Genomic DNA, 21444 nt, shown 5'->3' on the forward strand with positions numbered 1-21444 from the left:
AGTCTTCCAATCAAATCAACGCCTTTATTGGGATTAAGCTCAGACACTATGAATCTGGGAACTTTCTATCCAAGCAACACATCACCAAACGTAGTAATCCCTATGCCAGAAAGATTCTTTTTAAGTGTATTCACAATATTGCTTCAGCTAGCCACACCAAGCCGTGCCATTCGCAGACTTTTATGAAAAACGAAAAAGGCAATCGCAAACGACTTCAACCAAGCCACATACGATTGCCTTCATACATCGTCTTATCAGAACAATATATTACCTCATAATGCATAACAAACTTTACGGTTATGCGTCTACCAAAAATCATTAAAATTGTTTATATCATATTATGGTAATACCTTATCAAAAAATCACAAATTAAGGTGTTGGTTTTGCATGCACTTTCTCCGCTAATCTTTAGTGGAAATAAGATAACTCCCTTATTTTGATTACTGTACTCAAAATATTTTTATGCTAAAGTCTTGATGGACTTGACAATTAGCAAAAAAGAGCCCAGATAAGATAGCCTACTCAAAGAGGTTTATAAAAACTATTTTAGGGATATTAATCTTTAGACTCTGTCATTTTTTCTTTGACTTCGTCGTATGATAGGGCATGATGTTCTTGGTTATCATCTTCTGTTTCTTGTGGCATTTCACCTGTTTCATAAATTGATTTTATTTGAGCTGCATCAAGCGTTTCATATTTTAGAAGAGCCTCTGCAATCAATTTATGAGTTTCACGGTTCCCATTAATAATGTCTGCAGCTTTATTGCGTGCTTCGTTAAGAAGCTCACGAACTTCATCATCTATCATTTGAGCCGTTTGAGCTGAATATGACTTCTCTGGGATCAATTGACCTGCCATCATAGCATGGTTTCCTTCATATTGGACTGGACCAAGTTTGTCACTCATTCCATATTCGGTCACCATAGCTCGAGCCATTTGTGTAGCTTGTTCAAAGTCATTCGAAGCACCTGTTGTTTGAGCATTAAATATGATTTCTTCAGCAACACGTCCACCCATAAGGCCTGCCAACTGCTCTTTCATATCATCCTTTGAAAGAAGCATTTGGTCTTCTTTAGGAAGGGCAATCATGTAACCGCCTGCACGGCCACGCGGCACAATTGTAACTTTGTGAACAACACGAGCATTTGAAAGAACAAGTCCGACAATAGTATGACCAGCTTCGTGATAAGCAACCATTTCACGCTCTTTCTGTGATATTTGTTTGTCCTTCTTAGCTGGACCTGCGATAACACGATCTTCAGCTTCATCTATATCACTAGCATCAATAATTTTCTTATTTCGGCGAGCGGCAACGAGAGCAGCTTCATTCAAAACATTTTCAAGATCAGCCCCCACAAATCCTGGTGTCTGTTGAGCAACAACTTTGAGATCTACATCGTCAGCAAGTGGTTTATTTTTTGCATGGACACGAAGAATGGCTTCACGGCCTTTGACATCTGGACTGCCAACCAAAACTTTACGGTCAAAACGACCTGGACGAAGAAGAGCTGGGTCAAGGACATCACTTCGGTTAGTTGCAGCGATGACAATAACATTTTCATTTCCTTCAAAACCATCCATTTCAATCAAAAGTTGGTTGAGGGTTTGTTCACGTTCGTCATTTCCGCCACCCATACCAGCACCACGACGACGACCTACAGCATCAATTTCATCAATGAAAATGATAGCGCGTCCTGCTTTTTTCGCATCTTCAAATAGAGAACGAACACGGCTAGCACCTACACCGACAAACATTTCAACGAAATCTGAACCAGAAATACTAAAGAATGGAACCCCGGCCTCACCGGCAACGGCTTTAGCTAAGAGTGTTTTACCTGTCCCTGGAGGACCCTCAAGTAGAACACCAGCAGGAATGCGCGCACCTAAACTTTTATATTTCTTAGGATTTTTCAAGAAATCAACAACTTCAACAAGTTCTTGTTTTTCTTCTTCAGCACCTGCCACATCAGAAAAGCGAACTTTAATTTCACCTTTACTTTGTGACTTAGCTTTATTTTTACCAAAGCTCATAGCACCACGAGCACCGCCGCCACTTTGATTCATCATCATCATGAAAAAGGCAATCGTAATAACAAGTGGTAGAAAGCTAACAATATAAGAAATCCAGGTTCCGCTAGAACTTTCCTGCTTAACAGTGATGTCAGTACCATTTTCTTGCGCAGCAGCTGTAATATCTTTGATGGAAGAATCACTTGGCAAAACTAAAGAGGTGAATTCTGTCACTGTAGAAGTAGCAGATCCTCCCAAGAAAGGCATATCAGCTGATGATTTGACTTTTTTTGCTTTTTGGTACTTCCCTTTTACTTCAATAATACTACCACTTGGTTGATAGGTAATTGACTTAACATCGCCAGCCTTGATTTCCTTGACAAGCTTTGTATAACTAATTTGTTGGCTTTGTGTACTTGTTCCTCTTAGATAATATTGAAAACCTGTAATCACAGCAATAATCAATAAAATATAAATGAAGGAATTTTTGACAAAACCATTATTTTTATTATTTTTCATATGGTAATAAACGACCCTCTTCTATTATTTTGAATAGACTTCCTCTTTTAGGACACCAACGTAGGGGAGATTGCGGTAGTTTTCCGCATAGTCTAGTCCGAAGCCAACGATAAATTCATTAGGAACATCGTAGCAAACATAATCTGCATCAATTTCAACGACACGTCCCTCTGGTTTATCAAACAAGGTTGCAATTTTAACAGATTTAGCTTGGCGGTATTTAAACATATCTCGAAGATATTTGAGGGTACGGCCAGTATCAATGATATCCTCGACAAAAACAATATCACGTCCCTCAACATTAGTATCAACATCTTTTAAGATTTTAACTTCTCCGCTGCTAGTTGTTCCACCATGATAACTCGAAATCACCATAAAATCGATTTCGATATGAGTGTCAATGTGCTTCATCAACTCAGCCATAAAAGGAACTGAACCTTTGAGCACACCAACCAATAGAGGATTCTTTCCAGCGTAATCTTTTGTCAGTTTCTCGCCCAATTCTTTTGTTTTAGCAATAATCTCTTCTTCAGAATAGAGAATTTTTTTAATATCTTGTTCTAACATAATATCCTCTGTTTCTATTTTTCAATATACAGTCTAGCCCTCATTATATCATGTTTAGATGCTTTTCTCAAATAAGTTTCACCAGCAACCAGCACAAAAATAATCTGACCTTTTTGCTCAGCGATAATAGCATTTTTCCTATCTTCACTTGGAATTTTGTCATCAATAAACAAGCGACGCAATTTTTTTGAGAAATCGCCAAAATTAATCTTGTCACCTGCCTGCCTTGACCGCAAAATAATTGGTGACAGGTCAAAGATAGGAATTACTTCTATTACAGTTGCCTCTCCAGTAGCTTGATAAGAAAAACGATACTGACCATAACTGACAATATTGTCATATTCTAATACTTTTTGCGGCCTTTTCCCATCCGTCTTAGGACTGATTTTTTTTATTTCAAAGGACTGTTCATCCTTAACTAGATAGTAGTCCGCTTTTATAGCATAGGACAGATTAGACTTAGTTTGCAAGAGGTGCAACATTTCTTGAAATTGCTGTTTACTGACTTTCAATTGGGAAAATTTATCAAGGTAATTTTGAAGTAAAATGTTTTGAACAGCTGCTGTCTGCTGTAAAAAAACTTGACAATTTTGATAATCGATCGTTTGGGTTAAGTCATTCAGCGCTTGAAAAACAAGCTGACTTTCTTGTCCCAACTTTTGTAAATGTTGCTTGAATTGAGGATTTTCTTTCTCCAAGGTTGGCAGATAATTATTTCGGACACGATTTCTCAGATACTGGGATGAATCATTGGAAGAATCCTCAAAATGAAAAACATCTGGTAATTCTTTCTTTGAGATGTTGAGAAATGGACGAATCAACTCACCTTCCCCAAACACTTGAACTGACTGCATAGAAGACAAATGTCTCAGCCTACTTCCCCTAATCAGACGCATGAAAACTGTTTCAGCTTGATCATCGGCATGGTGAGCTGTCACAAGAGCAGTGTAAGATTGTTTTTTCATGATTTTCTTAAAGAAGGCATACCTAAATTCACGCGCAGCATTTTCGGAAAATTTTCCAGAAAAATGAGCGACAAAAATAGGAAGGCCATTTTCCTCAGCCCACTTTTTCAGGTAGGCTTCCTCTGTGTCTGACTCTGACCGCTGATGATGATTGACATGGGCAATAGCAATTTCAATGGCTAACTTTTTCTTGTAAAGATGTAAAAAGTGCAGCAGATTCATTGAATCTACTCCACCTGACACAGCTATTAATACTTTTTTATGTTTGTCAAAAAGACCTTGTTTTTGAATTGTTTGGTAAATTTTTTGATACATATTATTTTAAAATAGCATAAACATCATTGGCGATGTTAGAAATGTCATCATAAGATGCTTTATCTGTAAAGATTGACAGAATAAAAGGTTGATCAGCGTAAACAATAGCGACATCGTGTTTAAAGTCGTAAGCATCACCAATCTTATGGGCAACTGGAACCGATATGTCCTTTGAAATTCGTTGATCATCAAATTGAGTTGAGGATAGGTAGCTGATAATCTCACCATTTTGCTGATAAATAGCCTCCATCAAATTGCCCGCGGCTCTAGCAGTCAGATCTCTCTTTTCCATATTCCAATCAGAATCAGAAAGACCATTGATGGTGGTCTGGAAGTTGCTGTCATACTGATGAGCAACATAATACCCCAACATATTCGTAGCAACATTATCAGAGTGCTGGGCAACAGCTTTTAAAAGTTCCTCAACCGTATACTCTTTATTGTCAGCGACCTTACTCAAATTACCGCTGCCCTCAGGCTTATAGGCTCCCTTAAACTGATTAACAGCCTCAACATATTTGAATTTGTCACTTAACTTTATGGTTCCTACTTGCAGTTGCTTTTGTGTCTCATAGAGAGTGGCCAACTTAGCAACACTAGCTGAATACATGATTTTATCTTCATTGATACCTGCGCTAGCTCCTGTGTCAAGCTGTTTGACATAGATAGAAAAATTTGACTTGTTATACTTGGTTTGAAGCATTTGCTGAACCTTGACCATCCGATTATCAATTGAGGACAAGGCACCGCCTTCAACCCAACCTTTGTCTTCTACCTTGTAGTACGTTCCATGACTAGTAGTCGCTTTTTCGACCGAATGAACCTTAGAGTAGGCTGACAGATTGCTCTTAACTTCAGTCACACCACTAACATAGGGAGCAGAGTAAAGTTTAAATGAGGGCTCCAACCAAAAAGTTAAATCAACAGTTTCCTGACTGGCCACCACATCATCGTAGATAAGCTGACGGCTGGCCTCAAGATAAGTGCCATCTGCCAATTTGAAAATAGGGATAGTCTGATCATTAACTATCAGAGCCATGACTTTTAGTGATTTTCCTGCTGGCAGATTGGTTGCTGGTATAGTCAGATTGGCATCTTTGTAACTAGGACTTCCTTGAGAAAGGACAGGATTCTGCGGGATAGCATCAAAATAAAGACTAGTTGTAGCAGCTGATGCTGACAGTTCAAACTTTTCTTCATTAGATAAAGCAATATCTTTTTCTGTACTGATAGCAGAAAGAGGAACAAAGAAAATAGGCAACAACATCAGTGCAAATAATTTTTTCATACGCTCCTCTCTAATGTTTCTTCTGACCTACGTCAGAATTTTCTCTCAAACTTTGATTTTTCTTTTTTAACTCCTCCAGCTTTTCATCGGAGTAGGCTAAAAATTTTTCAACAACTTCAATTAAATGTTCCATTTTTATTTTGGTAGTAAACTTGGGACTGGGTAAATAACCTCTCCCTCTTTTGATAAGTAATACTTGGCTCTAGCATATTTTTCAACATAAGTGTCATTTTTCAACCGTTCAGCCAAGGTCTTTTGAGCAGCTGTTTCCTCTTTGATTGTCTTGTATTCCTTTTGTAGCTTCACCACCTGCTCTTCACGCTTCTGCAGATTGATATAGCTCTTAACAAGATTATAAGTCGGCAAAACAAAAAGTAGCATGATAACAATCAATATCCAGCCCATCAGTCGATTGCGCTTGCGCGTCTTCTCTTCTTCATAGCGATTTTTGATGTTTTCATCCTTGATATACTGATTATTCAGTTGAACGATGTTAGGCTTCTTCATCTGCCGCTATCCTTGTTTCATTGATGATGTCATACATCTTGCTGGCATCTTCTTTCTTGGTGCTGTCTTTCATCTCAAGCACTCGCACCGTCAGCAACTTATTTCCAAAACGCACTTCAACCTCATCGTTGATTTTCAAATCTGTGGACGACTTGGCTAGCACGCCATTGACTTTGACACGCCCCTTATCAGCGACCTCTTTAGCCACTGGGCGACGCTTGATAATCCGTGATACTTTTAAATACTTGTCTAATCTCATACTCTACCTCACAATCCTATTTATTTTATCATTTTTTGGAGAAAATAGCAGAGCTACGCTCTAATTGTCAATAGAATGTAACAAAAAGAGAGCTCAAAAGCTCTCGTCTTGACCAGAAGAGGACAACTCACCTAAAGATAAACAGGCATGTTTGACATGAAACATAGAGAAAACATTATTTCATAATGACTAAGTCCATAGGAACTGAAACAGTCTCTATATTTTGTTTTATTGGCCTTGATAAACTGGAATTTACCAGTCTTATTTGGCTTTCTTTGGTTTCTTTTCGGGCAGTTCCGCATACATGCCGCCCAATAATTCTACAATCAAATCGGTATCTTCAAATTTGTCGAATACATGCATCAAGGTCTTTGAACCTTCATACGGATAACGCAGTTTGGAATCTACAAGCATCCTGTCCGATGTCGGCGTTCTCTTTAAAAACAGTTCATTATTGCAAATATCACCTATCAGCTTACCGTTAAAATATACAAGATATCCGCCCATCATGGATTTTATGGCAATATCTCCTGCTACGGAAAAAACTTCACGAATCAATTCGTTAAATTCATTCATTATGATTACCTACTTCAAATTCTAATTTCTTTAGCTCTTTATAAACAAAAAAGATTATTCCCCCCTCCAGTAATTATAGCATTTTGAAAACAGCTGAGTCACTATTAAAACTATCATCTATCAGTTTTTAACGGACTTTGATGCCAGTTAAATCTCACTAAAAGATGACTTGCTTATTGGTCTGATGGGAAACATAGGCACTCAGCTGCACCAATTAAGAGTGTCAAGAAGCAAGTGGTCATCACCGAATAGGCTGCTACCATCACTAAGGCCGATAAAGAACGAGACATCTACCTTAAAGATCTGCTATCTTTCCTAAAACCTTATAGCAGTAGTCGTGACACGACCGAAAAAGAGGCATACAGCCTACTGAAAGTGATTTTTAACAACTACCGTAAAACCTCAGCAGTCAATCATGAGACTGAGACCGCTGAAATCAACTACTTGTTGGAGCAGCTCAAGGATAATGTAGCAAAAGCTATTACTGACTTGGACATCAATCGTTTCGCTGCTCGTCTGACCGCTAGTCAGAAAGTCTTTCTTGAACGTTACAATCATCGCTCAACTAGCGAAGCAACCAAGATAGTTTACGACGTCAAGACCATTCGCCAAGAGCTGCAGGCCGGCAGCTATCAGGATTTCGTCGACTTGGTGGAAATCTACAATCGCCGTCAGAAAGATAAGGACTACCAGGCCCTCATCAGGGTACTCAACGCTAGCCGCAAAATCTATGCTGACATCCCAGCCCACCGCAAATCACCAAAGAAAGAAGAAACAGAAACCATACCTGAAATAAATGACAAATAGATAAAATAAACCCAAGCCGATACATGTCCTTGGGAGGTTAACTAGGCCACAAAATAAAGAGCACCGCTACTAATCAGTGTCCTCTTAGGAGATTTTACCATAGTCGTAGACCTTCAAAACCTACAACCACATATACAACAGCTACTATAGAGTATAAAAAGCTCAGCCCCCAAGATGACTTGAAGGCTGATCTAGGAGATTTATGAAAAAGAAAAGTTTTAGGATGGTTATAGTATACGAAGACTAGCTTAAATAAAGCTGAAAGGTTTCTTAATTGAAACTTAAAGTTGAAAATTTTGATAAGATAACCTACTAACCGCCGCTTTCCTTAACACTATCCGCTGTCTTACGAGCTTTGATTTCTTCAAATCCTTGACCAAATTTGATGAGTTCTTCCAAAATCTCATAATCCTTCTTTTGGCGGACATTGAAGATAACTTCAATTTTTCCTTGATTTTCACTGATTTGTGCCTTGAGATTGGTTTTAGAAAGAGCTTCAAAGTAATCTTGCGTCAAAAAGAATTTTAGCGAAGCTTTTTCAAAACGAACGTTCACTTTGTCTTGTTTACGCTCTACGAGTTCTGCAAAAGCAGCATCCATGTAGGCTTTGAGAAGACCAATCTCAATTAAGTAAGCGACTTGATCTGGATAATCGCCAAAGCGATCCATCAACTCATCCTGCAATTCTTGATAATCACTACGATTTTCAATTTCACGAATGCGCTTGTAAATATCAATTTTCTGACGCTCGTCAGAAATGTAATCGCTAGGCAAATAAGCATCAATTTGTAGGTTGATTTCTGCATTTCCTTTACGACGCGCCTGTGATTTGCCTTGTTTTTTTGCAATAGCTTCCTCAAGCAGCTGAGAATACATCTCAAAACCAACCGAATCAATAAAACCGCTCTGCGATGCTCCTAAAATATTACCAGCTCCGCGGATGGAAAGGTCACGCATGGCAATTTTGAAGCCAGAACCTAACTCTGTAAATCCCTTGATAGCATCCAGACGTTTCTCAGAAACCTCGGTCAAAACTTTATCAGGGCGATACATAAGGTAGGCATAGGCAATCCGATTGGAACGGCCAACGCGCCCACGAAGTTGATACAAGGTTGACAAGCCCATGTGGTCAGCATTTTCGATGAAAAGCGTATTAACATTAGAAATATCAACACCTGTTTCAATGATTGTCGTAGCTACTAAAACATCATAGTCACCATTGATAAAATCCATCAGAGTATTTTCTAGCTGAATTTCAGACATTTGACCATGGACAAAACCAATGCTTGCTTCAGGTACTAATTCCTGAAGTTCTGCTACTTTTTTATCAATCGTGTCAACTTTATTGTAAACATAGAAAACTTGGCCGCCACGGTCTATTTCACGTATAATGGCTTCACGAACTAAACCAGGATTTGTTTCTAAAACATAAGTTTGGACAGGATAGCGATTAGTCGGTGGTGTCTCAATAACTGACAAGTCGCGAATGCCCAGCATGGACATGTGAAGCGTACGTGGGATAGGCGTTGCTGTCAAGGTCAACACATCCACCTTTGTTTTCAACTCCTTGAGTCTTTCCTTGTGTTTAACACCAAAGCGCTGCTCCTCATCAATAATGATAAGACCCAAATCAGAGAATTCAACGTCTTTTGATAAGAGGCGATGGGTCCCGATAATAATATCTGTCTGACCTTTTTTCAATTGCACCAATGTTTCAGTCTGCTCTTTTTTACTACGAAAACGACTGAGCACATCCACATTAACCGGATAGTTTTCAAAACGAGCCTTGAAATTTTCATAGTGTTGCTGGGCCAGGACTGTTGTTGGTACCAAAATAGCAACCTGCTTATGATCCTTGACTGCCTTGAAGGCAGCACGCATGGCTACCTCTGTCTTGCCAAAACCAACATCTCCAACCAGCAAGCGATCCATGGGACGGCTGCTCTCCATGTCAGCCTTGATTTCCTTGATTGAGCGCAGCTGGTCCTCTGTTTCTACATAAGCAAAATCATTGTCAAATTCATGTTGCAAGTCATCATCTGCTGAAAATTGGAAACCTTTTTGCTGGCTACGTTCCGCATATAATTTCAACAAGTCATCTGCAATATCTTCAACTTGTTTGCTGACTTTTTGCTTCGTTTTCTGGAAACGACCGTCGTTGAGTTTATTTACCTTTGGCTCTTTACCGTCTGCTGAAACATATTTTGACAACATTTCAATCTGCTCAACAGGAATAGAAATGCGATCTGAATTTTGGTACTGAATGCTGACATAGTCTCTGTGAACACCTGAAATCTCAATTGTTTCAATTCCTAGATATTTACCAATCCCATGAACATTGTGAACCACGTAATCGCCAACAGACAATTCATTATAATCCTTCAAACGCTCAGCATTACTGATAGTTGAGCGACGGGCACGACGCTTGACACGCTTGTGGTAAATCTCTCGCTCAGTGATGAGAACAATTTTTTCATCAGCAAAGTAAAAACCGTTAGATAGATTACCTACGATAATCTGAGCTTGCTTTTCTTTGATGTCTTTAGCATCAGAGATTAACAGGTCTAAGTCATATTCTTTCAAAGTTTCTTGTAGTCGCTCTAAGCCCTTCTGAGAATCAACCTGAAGTAAAACTGTCGCATGCGACTTCTGATAACGATGAATCTCATCCACTAAAAGCGGAAATTGATTGAAAAATTCCTGCATGGGATACTGAGTCAGGTTATGAATGCTATCAAATCTGATATTTCCCAGACCTTTATGGAAATTGGAAAAGAAGGTAGCCGGCTTGTATTGTCTTAAAGTTTGGTAGTTATCCGCAAAATAAGACAAACTTGACATTGCTTTACTATGCTGTAAATCTTCAGTCAAGAGATTGGCAACTTCCAAATCAAACTTAGCATTTCGATCAATAATTCTTTGAAAATCATCAAAGAAGACAGGTGTCCCCGACGGAATGTAGTCTAGCACAGTCCATTGCTTGTCATAAAAGATAGACAGGAACTTTCTGATATCCTTATGTTGAAAATGATCTTTTGTGACAGACAAAAAATCGCTCAAATAAGAAGAAAGATCCTCATTAGCCAGTTCTGCCTGTCTCTCTAAGTTTTCACTGGCCCGTGCAAAATCCTTATCTGACAAGATAATATCACTGGCAGGAAAGATTTCAACCTGCTCCAAATTTGAAACAGACTTCTGGCTCTCTAAATCAAATTGTCTGATGCCATCAACTTCATCACCAAAAAATTCAAGGCGATAAGGAAGGTCTTCGGTGATTTCATAAATATCTAAGATATCACCACGGCGACTAAATTCACCTGGACTGAAGACTTGAGAAACACGCTCATAACCAAGATTCATCAAAGACTTAACAACTTTATCCAAATCACATTCCTGACCAAGATGAAAATTTAAGAGACTTTTTTGGTAAGTTTTAGGATTAGGCAGCAGAATACGGCTACCAACTAAACTTGTGATGAAAATACCTTTTTGCCCTTTGTCCAGCAAAAAATTTAAGGCACTCAGGCGTGAAATCGTCTTGTCCAAAGAAGCAAAGATGAATTCTGCCGCTGCTACATCGTCAGCAAAAAATTGATAAACTTGATTCTCTCCTATCAAACTTGACAGATCAGCCGCCAATTTTTCTGCTTCATTTTGTGTTGAAGTAATTAGTACAATCGTTTCTTCGTTAGCCTGATAAGCTGAAGCGATAGCAAGAGCCTTACTGGCTGCTGAAAATCCCATAACCAACTGACGTCCGCGTGTAGATAGACCAGCATGCCAGTGCTGCAATTCCTTATTTTTAGAGAATAAATCAATAATATTCATAGTTACCCATTATATTTCTGCATGGTTTGTTCAAAATCACCTGATTGTAAATAGAAATTGACAACATCGTCAACTTTGTCAAGTGTATTGTCAATCTTTATTTGATCATCCGTAGCAAATTTTCCAAGAACATGATTAATGACTGTCATTCCTTGAGCTGGACGGCCAATTCCAATTTTAATACGATCAAATACCTGTGTTCCCAGATGAGCAATAATAGACTTAATACCATTATGTCCGCCAGCCGAACCTTTTTGTCTAAAGCGGATTTTACCCACTTCCATATCTAAATCATCATAGATGACAATTACGTCTTCAATTGGAATGTTATAGTAAGTTAACAAGGTCTTAACAGCAATGCCTGAATTATTCATAAAAGTTGTTGGTTTAACAAAATAAACCTTCTCACCATTTAAAAATGTTGAACCAACCTCTGCTTTAAAGTTTTTATCTTCTGTAAAGTTAACGTCAAGATTCTTTACTACTCTGTCAACGGCCATAAAACCAATATTATGGCGTGTATCATTATATTTTGAGCCTGGATTTCCCAAACCAACAATCATCTTTGCCATTTTTTCTCCTTCCATTTTATTTGAAAATTCAAACTACACCTTGGTGACGCCAGCTCGTCCGTTTTTGATTCTCTATTAGCACAAGACGCCAAAAGGACTGGAAGTCTATTTCCAGCCTGATAGCTTATTTTATCTTTACAATCTTTAGACATTAAATCGAAATTCCATAATGTCCCCATCTTGGACAACATATTCTTTACCTTCTTCACGCAAGCGACCCGCTTCTCGTACAGCCTTCTCTGAGCCATATTTGATAAGGTCATCATAAGACATGGTTACCGCACGAATAAATCCACGTTCAAAGTCTGAGTGAATAATCCCTGCTGCCTGCGGTGCCTTAATGCCACGTTTAAATGTCCAAGCACGTACTTCTTTTTCACCAGCAGTGAAATAAGTTCCAAGACCAAGTAGGTGGTAGGCTGCGCGAGTTAATTTATCGACACCAGATTCTGTTAAACCGAGGTCTTCAAGGAAGAATGCTTTATCCTCATCATCCAGCTCTGAAATTTCTTCCTCAGCACGCGCTGATATGACAACGACTTCAGCATTTTCAGTAGCTGCGAAATCACGTATTTGTTTAACATATTCAATATCATCCGGATTAGCTACCTTATCTTCATCAACATTAGCCACATAAAGAACTGGTTTAGTTGTCAAAAGGAAAAGTTGTTTCACGATTTTTTGTTCATCGTCTGTAAAGTCAATGGTACGAGCAGATTTTCCATCTTCTAGGACTGGTTTGATTTTTTGAAGAACATTAAACTCAGCTACCGAGTCTTTATCTTTTTGCGTACGCGCAATCTTCTCAACACGCGCATAGCGTTTGTTGATTGATTCTAGGTCAGCTAAAATCAATTCCAAATTGATTGTATCGATATCCGCCAAAGGATCTACAAAAGCATCCTCACGACCTTGCTCACGCATAACATTTTCATCATCAAAGGCACGAACAACGTGAACGATAGCATCAACCTCACGGATATTAGCCAAGAATTTATTTCCAAGACCTTCACCCTTTGAAGCTCCTTTTACAATACCTGCAATATCAGTAAACTCAAAAGTTGTTGGTACTGTCTTTTTAGGGGTAATGAGCTCTGTCAACTTCTGTAAACGCTCATCTGGAACTTCTACCATGCCGACATTTGGATCAATAGTCGCAAATGGGTAGTTGGCAGCTTCTGCACCTGCCTTTGTAATTGCATTAAATAGAGTTGATTTACCAACGTTCGGCAAACCAACGATACCTGCTGTTAAAGCCATTTTTTACTCTCCAATTAAAAATTCGATCATGACTATTATAGCAGAAAAGTAGATAAAAATCCTGCCAAATGACAGGATTCAAAAATTAACCAAACTTTTGAGTAACTTTCATTGCAGCTGCAAATAAACCAAATGCTATTATCATGATTGGTATAACTACCCACCAATATTCAGAAAAGAATTCCCAAGCATTCATCTTTCCTTGTTTTTCTACTACAATTTCCTTCTTAGGTTCTTTTCCCAAAACCAGATAATCCAAACTGACATCAAAAATTTCTGCCAGCTCATCTTGAGACAGGTTCTTGGCTGTACGTAAAGTTCGAATTGTTGTGCTAATTGAGTCATTTTTAATTCCTCCTCTTTTTCTAAGTTTAGTGTAACTTAGGTATAAATAGTTTACTAGCAACACTTCAGAAACTCTCGCAACCAACAGTTGCAACCTGTCAACTAAACTTCACCTGACAGAACTTTCTTCATTTTTCGTTCAAAATCATGACGACTCATCATGACAATATGATCACAATTGGTGCAGCGAATTTTAATATCGGCACCAAGACGAATGACTTCCCACTCGTTTGCTTTTTTGCCTGTTGCCTTTATGGTGCAGGCATGTGGTTTTTTCATTTCAACATGACTTCCAAGTTGGTACATCGTAGTCTCCTTTACAAATATATAAAATGCTTTTGTGCTGCCAGATGAGAGATTGTTTCTGACAAAATTTCTCCCTCAATTTCAACAGTTGTTCCTTTAGGAACCCGTGACGCCACCTGATTAATGAGCGATGATAAAAGTATTTTGATTTCTTATGTTTTTCAAAACTAAGTTCAAGAGTAACTTTAAACACTGGAAAAATATTTTCCAAATGTTACTGACGATTATTGATGACTAAATAAACAGTGACAGAGGGCTTCTCTAGAAGAAAAGCTATAGCCAGCAAAATATAAGTTAATTTCCAAAATACCATCTATTGAGAAAGTGGCTTAACTTCGACGTTGTTTTTTTTTGACAACTCCAGTTACAAAAACTAAGTCAAGGCTGGTAAACATCATTCCCAGTCCCAATAATGAAACGGACAAGGGAGGGGGAAGAAATTAAAAAAATTTTTAACAAGGTAGCATCCCCCCTTCGACAATATGGGAGGAAAGCCTCTGAACGGTAGTATTCAGACTCTCTTTGGCCTGTTCTTTTTCGTCATCTGTCCATCTAGTTAAAGAAAATCTTTACATCTTCTTTATTAAAACTTTCACTTAATCAACTGTTTCTCATACTTGATAATAACCTAAATGGGGATGAACGATTATGTCTATTGTCATTAATCCCATTATAACATAAAAAAACTCCTAAAAAGGAGTTCTAAGACTAGTTGGTACGAACAGGAGTGATTAGTTGGATAAAGTTTTCCGCTTCTTCACCTGGGGTCAAAGTGAAGGGACGGACAGGGGAAATAAAGCGGATAACAACTGTTTCACTTTTCAAAGCTTTTAAAGCTTCAATCAAGTAAGTTGGATTAAAGCTGATTGTCAAATCGCTGCCTGATTGACTGACGGTGTCTAATTCTTCGTTTACTTTACCAACTTCAGGGGAATTAACATGGGCTGTTACTGATCCGCTTAAAATTTCAAGCTTGACTGTTCCGTTCTGAGTTGCATTGGAAATGAGGAAGGCACGTTCCATAGCGTGACGGAGGGAATTTGTATTAAAAATAACTTCAGTCTCAAAATTAGATGTCAATAAACGGTCTGTATCAGGATAGTTTCCTTCTAGAAGGCGCGTGTAGAAACTAATATAATCGCTTCTAAAGAGCATTTGACTATCTGAGAAGAAAACTTCAACTTTCTCAATATCATCTGTAAAAACAGCTGAAAATTCGCGAAGAGACTTACTTGGAACCACAATGTCAAAATCATTGGCAGCATTTTCTAGAATAAGTTTACGTTGGCTCATACGATGAGAGTCTGTGGCAACTGCCTTAAAATCAGAATGATTACTGAGTACCATGTGAACCCCTGTCAAAATTGGACGGCTTTCTTGTAAACTCGCTGCAAAAGCTGTTTCAGCAATGATCTCTTTAAGATCTTTAGTTTTTAAAATAAGAGGACTGTCAGTAGCTAATTCTTGTAGACGAGGATATTGCTCGACGTCTTTCCCTTTGAGGGTAATTTCTGATTTGCCACTGGTTAGAACAACTTGGTGATGATCAATCTCTTTAAAATCGAGACTAACTTCTGGTAAGCTGGAAACGATATTGATAAAGAAACTAGCTTCCAAGAGAATAGCCCCTTGAGAAGTTATCAACAACCCAGCATTTTCATTCGAACTTGGAATAGTATTTTCAATGGAAATTTGACCATTTGAGCCTGTTAAGGTAATGCTATTGTTTTTCACATCAATTTTTATTGTGGATAAAACAGGAATAGCATTTTTAGAGGATATAGCTCTTTTAGTTGCATTAAGAGCTTGGAGGAAAAAGGCTTTATTGATTGAAAAATTAATCATGAAGACTCCTTTATTTTATTAGTATTAAGTTAGTAGTAATAGTAGGTATTGTGGATAACGTGGATAAGTGACCTGATATCGTGTAATATATAGCTTGATAGTTGTTAACAACCTGTGGATAACTGTTATTGTTTCTGATTTCTTTTCCACAAGACTATTTTATTTTATTTTTTATTGTTTCAATCTCGATGCGAAGGCTGTCGTCCTGAGCAATCATATTTTTGATTTTATTATAGGCATGGAGAACAGTCGAATGATCTCGTCCACCAAATTCTTTACCAATCTTGGGTAAGCTGTTGTCTGTCATTTCACGAGCCAGATACATGGCAACCTGACGAGCTAGAACGATGTCTTGCGTACGCTTGGTTGCTTTGATCTCTTTGACAGTAACTCCATAAAATTTACCTACCTGGCTTTGAATATCCTCAATAGGGATGATGGTCATTTTAGGGCTATCTTGTTTGCGAGCTCTGATGGCTTCCGCAGCGATGTCAACAGTGATGCGATCAACATTCTTAAAATTAGCGACGAGACTGATATCTTTCAAAGCTCCTTCCAAATCTCGAACGTTAGAATCAAATTGCCCAGCTAAATATTCAATAGTATCCTGCGGAAAATCATAGCTATATTCTTGGATTTTATTGGTCAAAATAGCAACACGAGTTTCAAAATCTGGCGGTGTGATATTAACCGTCAACCCCCATTTAAAACGTGTAACTAAACGCTCTTCCAAGTCATTCAAATGATCAGGTGTACGGTCACTTGTTAAGACAATCTGTTTATTATTATCATGAAGTGCATTGAAGGTATTGAAAAATTCCTCTTGCGTGCCCGACAGGGTCTTTTTAGCCAATGATTGGATATCATCAATAAGTAGAACATCTAAATTACGAAATTTTTCTTTGAGTTCATCCATTGTATCAAGCCGAATGTGGCTGACAAACTCATTAATGAAGTTTTCAGCCGTAATGTACCTGATGCGAGCATGTGGATTGTCCTTCAAAACAGAGTTTCCAATAGCATTTAGCAAGTGTGTTTTACCAAGGCCTGGTCCCCCCCAAATAAAAAGGGGATTGTAAGTGGTTCCTGGAGTGTTAGCAACAGCAATAGAAGCCGCAACAGCCCAGCGATTTTCATCTCCTTGGACAAAATTGTCAAAAGTATATTTTGGATTTAGGTCAGATTGAACCTCTGGTAATAGAGAGCTAGTTTTAGATGGAGCTGTATTAGCTGTTTCTGGAGTATTTAGGTCATTTTGATTGGCAAGATCTTCGTCAAATATATAGTCAACCGCTATTTCAGCATCGAAAATTTCAAAGCCAGCCGTTAAAATGACTGATTTTAAATTTTTCTCCCAAAATAATTCTTTCATACGGTCAAGATAAATAGTTGCGACCTGATTGTCAACTTTGATTAATTTGGCATCAGATACGAAGAATTCGTAAGTTGCCTGTTTTAATTGACTTTGTGCCAGTTCCAAAACCCTATTCCAGAAAATTTGTTCATTTTCAGTCATTGTAGGTTCCTCTTGTGGATAATTCTCCATCTATTTTAACATAAAAGAAAAAAGTTTTCCACAAGTGTGAAAAAGAAAATCCACATTGTTTATCAAAGTTATCCACAACATGTGGACAATAGTCTTTTTGCCATTAAAATAAGGAATTTTAGGACTTTTATACTGTTTATAAATAGACCAAAGAAAAAAAGAAATCAACAAGCTAAGTCAGCTTGTTGATAATTCTGTTTAATTCTTCTTCGGAAGTAATTTGGATAGAGAGCTGCCCTGTCCCAGCTTTATTGATAGAGAGAGAAACTTTGGTGCCTAATAGTTTTGCTAACTTTTTTTCTTTATCTTTCAGAAAGATATTATTAGTTTTGGAGAATTGCTTTTTATTTTGCTTACTTTTGACAGCATGCTCTAATTGTCGAACACTAATATTAGTATCAAGAATTTTCTGATACCATTCTTCTTGTTGTTGAGGATTTGGAAGACTTAAGAGGATACGCGCGTGACCTGAGCTAATATCGCCTTTTTCCAGAGCTTTTGAAATATCCGCTGGAAGATTTAATAATCTCAAGGAATTTGTAATGTATGGTCGTGATTTCCCCATTGATTGAGCTAGTTCTTCATGGGTCATTTGATTTTTTTCAATCAATTGCTGATAAGCTTTAGCTTCTTCTATTGGATTGAGATTTGAACGCTGTAAATTTTCAATAATAGCTTGTCTCATACTTTCCTCATTTGAAAGTTCTTTGACAATAGCAGGAATCTCATTCAAGCCAGCTAATTGAGCAGATCTGAGTCTTCTTTCGCCAGCGATCAGCTCGTAACCGAATACTGCTGATGGGCGAACGATGATAGGCTGAATGAGTCCATTTTCTTTGATAGATTGAGCTAATTCTGCTAATTCCTCTTGTTTGAACTCAATTCTAGGTTGATAAGGGTTGGGGGTGATATCTTTGATATTGAGTGATACTAGTTTTTCTGTCATAATTTTACCTATAAAAAATACCTTTACAATATTGTAAAGGTATTTCTAGTAAACTGTCAAGTTTAGTTATTACTACTAGGGAGGTCTTGAGTAGTTTTAGTCAGTTCAATTGTTACAGTCTTTTTGTCTGTTCCACGATAGAAAGTAACTTTGATGGAATCACCAACAGAGTGACCATAGAGAATGCTTTGAAGATCACTTGTTGAGCTTACTTCTTTGCCATCAATTTCAGTGATAACATCATATTTTTTGAGCTTACCTTCAGCTGGCATATTAGAATAGGTAGATGCTACGATGATGCCGCTAGTGACACTTGGTGGGATATTTAGTTGACTAATTGCGTTGGTTGACAATTCGCTTAGATTAGCCATTGAAATACCTAATGCAGGTCGCTCGACTTGGCCATTTTTCTCTAGTTGGTTAATGATTTTGACAACGTCATTGGATGGAATAGCAAAGCCCATTCCTTCTACAGAGTCTCCAGAGGAGGTTCCAGAAGCTGAGGTTGAGGTTGACGAAATTTTACTTGAATTGATACCAATAATTTGTCCTTCAATATTAATCAGAGGGCCACCTGAATTACCAGGGTTAATAGCTGCATCAGTTTGAATAGCATTGGTTGAAATGGTTTCACCACTATCGTTTGTCATGGTCACTGTCCGGCTAAGACTTGATACGATACCTTCGGTAACAGAATTGGCATATTCAGTTCCTAGAGGACTACCAATTGCAATAGCAGTTTCACCAACACTTAATTTTGATGAGTCAGCAAATTCTGCAACACTCGTTACTTTATCAGAAGAAATTTTGACAACAGCTAGGTCTGAATAAGTATCGGCACCAACTAGTTCACCGACAACTTTTGTCCCATCAGCTAGTTGAATTTCAATACGCTTAGCACCTGAGATAACGTGATTATTGGTAACAAGGTAAGCATATTTGCCATCTTTTTTATAGATGACTCCAGACCCTTCACTGTTGACAGACAATTCGTCATCAGAAGATTGTGATTGAGAATTATTTCCTCCAAACATTTGACTGTAAAAATCAGATAGATTAGATGAGCTTTCTTGATAATTAATAACAGACACAACGGCATTTTGTACCGTTTTTACTGCTTCAGTTGTGTTCGTTTTGTTTTTGTAAGAAACTTTGCTAGTTGTCACTGCTTGGTTAGTTGTGCTGGGATTAGCTTGATTGATGATGACAGTTGCCAAAGCTCCTCCTGCAAAGCCTGCAATGATGAGTAAGACCAGTTTCCCCCAATAACTTAAATTAATTTTTTTCAAAGGAATACCTCCAACTTTTTCTATTATCATATAAAATCTGACTTAATTATAACTTAAAAAAGGAAAAATGAAAATATCCACAACCTGTGGAAAACTTTTTGAGATAGTGAATACTTACTGAAATAGCAGGATTTTCTACATGATAAAAAATAATTCACATGTGGATAAGATGTGAAAAGCTTGTGCATATATGCTAAAATAGATACTATGAAAATAAAAATGATTACAGTTGGAAAACTGAAGGAAAAATATTTGAAAGATGGTATTTCTGAATATAGTAAACGTCTGTCTCGTTTTACCAAATTAGAAATAATTGAATTGCCAGATGAAAGAATGCCTGATAAAGCCAGTGAGGCAGAAAAAATGAATATTATGGCTAAGGAAGCAGAGCGTATATTGGCCAAGATTTCTGAGAGAGAATTTGTCATTGTTTTAGCAATAGAGGGTAGGCAGTTTCCTTCTGAAAAATTTAGCAAAGTCATTGAGGAAGCGACTTTAAAAGGATTCTCAGATATTACTTTTATTATTGGAGGAAGTTTAGGCTTAGCACCTGTAATCAAGAAGCGATCTAACCTTTTAATGAGTTTTGGCTTATTAACCTTACCTCATCAGCTAATGCGACTAGTCCTCATTGAGCAAATTTATCGTGCTTTTATGATTCAACAAGGTAGTCCATATCATAAGTAATTAGGAGATTGACTAATGTTTAAGCAACTATTTGATAAAAAAAGAGATTACAGAATTTTTGAAGGTCTGCGAGTGGCAGTCATGCTGACATTTGTCAGTGGTTTTATTGATGCTTTTACCTATCTGACGCAGGGAGGACGATTTGCTGGAATGCAGACTGGTAATTTGATTTATTTGATGATACATCTATCAGAAGGTGAGTGGTCAAAATCTCTTTCCTACCTAGTACCTATTATCGTCTTTATGTTAGGACAGATTTTTACATATCTTGTCAGAGATTGGGCAAGTAAGCGAAACGTTCACTGGCATATTTTTAGTGGTCACATTTTACTAGTACTTTTGTTGATAACCTGCATTTTAGCACCTTTGAACTCATCAGCTATTCCCATTATCATTCTTTCTTTCTACGCTTCAGTGCAGGTAGATACCTTTAGAAAAATAAGGGGTGTACCTTATGCTAATATTATGATGACAGGAAATATCAGATCCATTTCAAAGTTGTTGATACAGGGAATTAAGGAGAACAATCATGAAGCTCTGAAAAAAGCTAGAAATATAGCTGTTATCTTATTCTCTTTTATGATAGGTGTTGGCAGCTCTGCCATTTTAGTTAATTACTTAAAAGAATACACCCTCTATCTCTCTCTTTTTCCAATATTAGTTTTGAACTATATTTTGTACCTTGAAATAAGAAAAAACTCATAGCTAATGCTATGAGTTCAGAATGAAGACAAAGTCGTTAGAATTTTATTTCTAACGGCTTTTTCATGTGTAAAGTAATATAATAGAGATAGGAATCCAGTTAATAAACAGAGGGAGCGTCGCTATGTTACACAAAGAAAACCCAGCCTACAAACGCGGTCAATTTGGTTTCTACAGTTTAGATGACCTTGTTCCTCAAGATCATCTCCTTCGTCAAATAGAGGAAGCTATTGACTTCTCCTTTATCTATGACTTAGTCGCAGATAGCTATAGCGATGAAACAGGGCGTCCTAGTCTTGACCCTG

21 protein-coding genes and 1 pseudogene are annotated in these 21444 nt (G+C 37.7%); 5 read left to right on the forward strand and 17 right to left on the reverse strand.

Features of this window, described 5'->3' with window-relative positions; translation table 11 throughout:
- Window positions 1–322, forward strand: a pseudogene (locus tag A3GS_RS12370) (transposase); the annotation flags it as partial.
- A 233-nt stretch (window positions 323–555) separates the two neighbouring features.
- On the opposite strand, the gene ftsH reads toward A3GS_RS12370, so the two are convergent.
- From ftsH to A3GS_RS0107345, 8 genes are all read right to left on the reverse strand, one after another.
- Entirely contained in the window at window positions 556–2529 is a 1974-nt protein-coding gene (gene ftsH / locus A3GS_RS0107315) for an ATP-dependent zinc metalloprotease FtsH (RefSeq protein ID WP_018364775.1), read from the reverse strand.
- A 24-nt stretch (window positions 2530–2553) separates the two neighbouring features.
- Window positions 2554–3096, reverse strand: a complete 543-nt coding sequence (hpt, locus tag A3GS_RS0107320) for a hypoxanthine phosphoribosyltransferase (RefSeq protein ID WP_018364776.1) — start codon at window positions 3094–3096, stop codon at window positions 2554–2556.
- A 14-nt stretch (window positions 3097–3110) separates the two neighbouring features.
- Window positions 3111–4376, reverse strand: coding sequence for a tRNA lysidine(34) synthetase TilS (tilS, locus tag A3GS_RS0107325; protein WP_026216320.1), 1266 nt, complete (start codon window positions 4374–4376; stop codon window positions 3111–3113).
- Window position 4377: 1 nt separating this feature from the next.
- Window positions 4378–5664 (reverse strand): serine hydrolase, encoded by a 1287-nt coding sequence (locus tag A3GS_RS0107330; RefSeq protein ID WP_018364778.1) that lies wholly within the window; start codon window positions 5662–5664, stop codon window positions 4378–4380.
- A 10-nt stretch (window positions 5665–5674) separates the two neighbouring features.
- Entirely contained in the window at window positions 5675–5797 is a 123-nt protein-coding gene (locus A3GS_RS12375) for an SP_0009 family protein (protein ID WP_083901878.1), read from the reverse strand.
- Window positions 5798–5799: 2 nt separating this feature from the next.
- The gene (locus A3GS_RS0107335; protein WP_018364779.1) at window positions 5800–6171 is read right to left on the reverse strand and encodes an FtsB family cell division protein; all 372 of its coding nucleotides are present in this window, start codon (window positions 6169–6171) and stop codon (window positions 5800–5802) included.
- Entirely contained in the window at window positions 6158–6430 is a 273-nt protein-coding gene (locus A3GS_RS0107340; RefSeq protein WP_018364780.1) for an RNA-binding S4 domain-containing protein, read from the reverse strand. The genes A3GS_RS0107335 and A3GS_RS0107340 overlap by 14 nt, the downstream gene beginning before the upstream one ends.
- Window positions 6431–6691: 261 nt before the next feature.
- The gene (locus A3GS_RS0107345; protein WP_018364781.1) at window positions 6692–7006 is read right to left on the reverse strand and encodes a TfoX/Sxy family protein; all 315 of its coding nucleotides are present in this window, start codon (window positions 7004–7006) and stop codon (window positions 6692–6694) included.
- A 261-nt stretch (window positions 7007–7267) separates the two neighbouring features.
- Between A3GS_RS0107345 and A3GS_RS0107350 the strand changes: the two genes are divergently transcribed.
- A complete protein-coding gene (locus A3GS_RS0107350; protein WP_276106914.1) occupies window positions 7268–7813 on the forward strand; it encodes a DUF6261 family protein in 546 nt (181 codons plus the stop codon).
- A gap of 312 nt (window positions 7814–8125) precedes the next feature.
- Here the strand turns inward: A3GS_RS0107350 and mfd are convergent, their stop codons facing one another.
- The 9 genes from mfd to A3GS_RS0107400 form a co-directional block, all read right to left on the reverse strand.
- A complete protein-coding gene (mfd, locus tag A3GS_RS0107355; protein WP_018364783.1) occupies window positions 8126–11641 on the reverse strand; it encodes a transcription-repair coupling factor in 3516 nt (1171 codons plus the stop codon).
- 2 nt (window positions 11642–11643) lie between these two features.
- Complete coding sequence (gene pth, locus A3GS_RS0107360; RefSeq protein ID WP_018364784.1) at window positions 11644–12213, reverse strand: aminoacyl-tRNA hydrolase; 570 nt, start codon at window positions 12211–12213, stop codon at window positions 11644–11646.
- A 144-nt stretch (window positions 12214–12357) separates the two neighbouring features.
- A complete protein-coding gene (gene ychF / locus A3GS_RS0107370) occupies window positions 12358–13473 on the reverse strand; it encodes a redox-regulated ATPase YchF (RefSeq protein WP_018364786.1) in 1116 nt (371 codons plus the stop codon).
- Window positions 13474–13558: 85 nt separating this feature from the next.
- On the reverse strand, window positions 13559–13912 hold the full coding sequence (locus tag A3GS_RS12380; protein WP_018364787.1) for a hypothetical protein: 354 nt from the start codon (window positions 13910–13912) through the stop codon (window positions 13559–13561).
- An 8-nt stretch (window positions 13913–13920) separates the two neighbouring features.
- Complete coding sequence (locus A3GS_RS0107380; protein WP_018364788.1) at window positions 13921–14124, reverse strand: DUF951 domain-containing protein; 204 nt, start codon at window positions 14122–14124, stop codon at window positions 13921–13923.
- 708 nt (window positions 14125–14832) lie between these two features.
- On the reverse strand, window positions 14833–15969 hold the full coding sequence (gene dnaN / locus A3GS_RS0107385; RefSeq protein ID WP_018364789.1) for a DNA polymerase III subunit beta: 1137 nt from the start codon (window positions 15967–15969) through the stop codon (window positions 14833–14835).
- A gap of 154 nt (window positions 15970–16123) precedes the next feature.
- The gene (dnaA, locus tag A3GS_RS0107390) at window positions 16124–17485 is read right to left on the reverse strand and encodes a chromosomal replication initiator protein DnaA (protein WP_018364790.1); all 1362 of its coding nucleotides are present in this window, start codon (window positions 17483–17485) and stop codon (window positions 16124–16126) included.
- A gap of 202 nt (window positions 17486–17687) precedes the next feature.
- Entirely contained in the window at window positions 17688–18461 is a 774-nt protein-coding gene (locus A3GS_RS0107395; RefSeq protein ID WP_018364791.1) for a ParB/RepB/Spo0J family partition protein, read from the reverse strand.
- 62 nt (window positions 18462–18523) lie between these two features.
- The gene (locus tag A3GS_RS0107400) at window positions 18524–19750 is read right to left on the reverse strand and encodes a S1C family serine protease (RefSeq protein ID WP_018364792.1); all 1227 of its coding nucleotides are present in this window, start codon (window positions 19748–19750) and stop codon (window positions 18524–18526) included.
- Window positions 19751–19957: 207 nt separating this feature from the next.
- Here A3GS_RS0107400 and rlmH point away from each other — a divergent pair, with 207 nt between their 5' ends.
- The 3 genes from rlmH to A3GS_RS0107415 all read left to right on the forward strand — a co-directional run.
- Entirely contained in the window at window positions 19958–20437 is a 480-nt protein-coding gene (gene rlmH, locus A3GS_RS0107405; RefSeq protein WP_026216321.1) for a 23S rRNA (pseudouridine(1915)-N(3))-methyltransferase RlmH, read from the forward strand.
- 15 nt (window positions 20438–20452) lie between these two features.
- Window positions 20453–21142 (forward strand): YoaK family protein, encoded by a 690-nt coding sequence (locus tag A3GS_RS0107410; RefSeq protein WP_018364794.1) that lies wholly within the window; start codon window positions 20453–20455, stop codon window positions 21140–21142.
- Window positions 21143–21263: 121 nt separating this feature from the next.
- A partial coding sequence (locus tag A3GS_RS0107415; protein ID WP_018364512.1) for a transposase occupies window positions 21264–21444 on the forward strand: 181 nt, incomplete at its 3' end.

Origin of the sequence: Streptococcus caballi DSM 19004 (assembly GCF_000379985.1) — a bacterium.
GTDB lineage: Bacteria > Bacillota > Bacilli > Lactobacillales > Streptococcaceae > Streptococcus > Streptococcus caballi.

Bases quoted from the DNA above. Each gene is read 5' to 3' on its own strand.
- A3GS_RS0107395 (WP_018364791.1), bottom strand. From the start codon at position 18,461: ATGACAGAAAAACTAGTATCACTCAATATCAAAGATATCACCCCCAAC.
- A3GS_RS0107340 (WP_018364780.1), bottom strand. From the start codon at position 6,430: ATGAGATTAGACAAGTATTTAAAAGTATCACGGATTATCAAGCGTCGC.
- rlmH (WP_026216321.1), top strand. From the start codon at position 19,958: ATGAAAATAAAAATGATTACAGTTGGAAAACTGAAGGAAAAATATTTG.
- A3GS_RS12375 (WP_083901878.1), bottom strand. From the start codon at position 5,797: ATGGAACATTTAATTGAAGTTGTTGAAAAATTTTTAGCCTACTCCGAT.
- dnaN (WP_018364789.1), bottom strand. From the start codon at position 15,969: ATGATTAATTTTTCAATCAATAAAGCCTTTTTCCTCCAAGCTCTTAAT.
- A3GS_RS0107330 (WP_018364778.1), bottom strand. From the start codon at position 5,664: ATGAAAAAATTATTTGCACTGATGTTGTTGCCTATTTTCTTTGTTCCT.
- hpt (WP_018364776.1), bottom strand. From the start codon at position 3,096: ATGTTAGAACAAGATATTAAAAAAATTCTCTATTCTGAAGAAGAGATT.
- A3GS_RS0107380 (WP_018364788.1), bottom strand. From the start codon at position 14,124: ATGTACCAACTTGGAAGTCATGTTGAAATGAAAAAACCACATGCCTGC.
- ychF (WP_018364786.1), bottom strand. From the start codon at position 13,473: ATGGCTTTAACAGCAGGTATCGTTGGTTTGCCGAACGTTGGTAAATCA.
- A3GS_RS0107335 (WP_018364779.1), bottom strand. From the start codon at position 6,171: ATGAAGAAGCCTAACATCGTTCAACTGAATAATCAGTATATCAAGGAT.
- A3GS_RS0107410 (WP_018364794.1), top strand. From the start codon at position 20,453: ATGTTTAAGCAACTATTTGATAAAAAAAGAGATTACAGAATTTTTGAA.
- dnaA (WP_018364790.1), bottom strand. From the start codon at position 17,485: ATGACTGAAAATGAACAAATTTTCTGGAATAGGGTTTTGGAACTGGCA.
- mfd (WP_018364783.1), bottom strand. From the start codon at position 11,641: ATGAATATTATTGATTTATTCTCTAAAAATAAGGAATTGCAGCACTGG.
- pth (WP_018364784.1), bottom strand. From the start codon at position 12,213: ATGGCAAAGATGATTGTTGGTTTGGGAAATCCAGGCTCAAAATATAAT.
- tilS (WP_026216320.1), bottom strand. From the start codon at position 4,376: ATGTATCAAAAAATTTACCAAACAATTCAAAAACAAGGTCTTTTTGAC.
- A3GS_RS0107345 (WP_018364781.1), bottom strand. From the start codon at position 7,006: ATGAATGAATTTAACGAATTGATTCGTGAAGTTTTTTCCGTAGCAGGA.
- ftsH (WP_018364775.1), bottom strand. From the start codon at position 2,529: ATGAAAAATAATAAAAATAATGGTTTTGTCAAAAATTCCTTCATTTAT.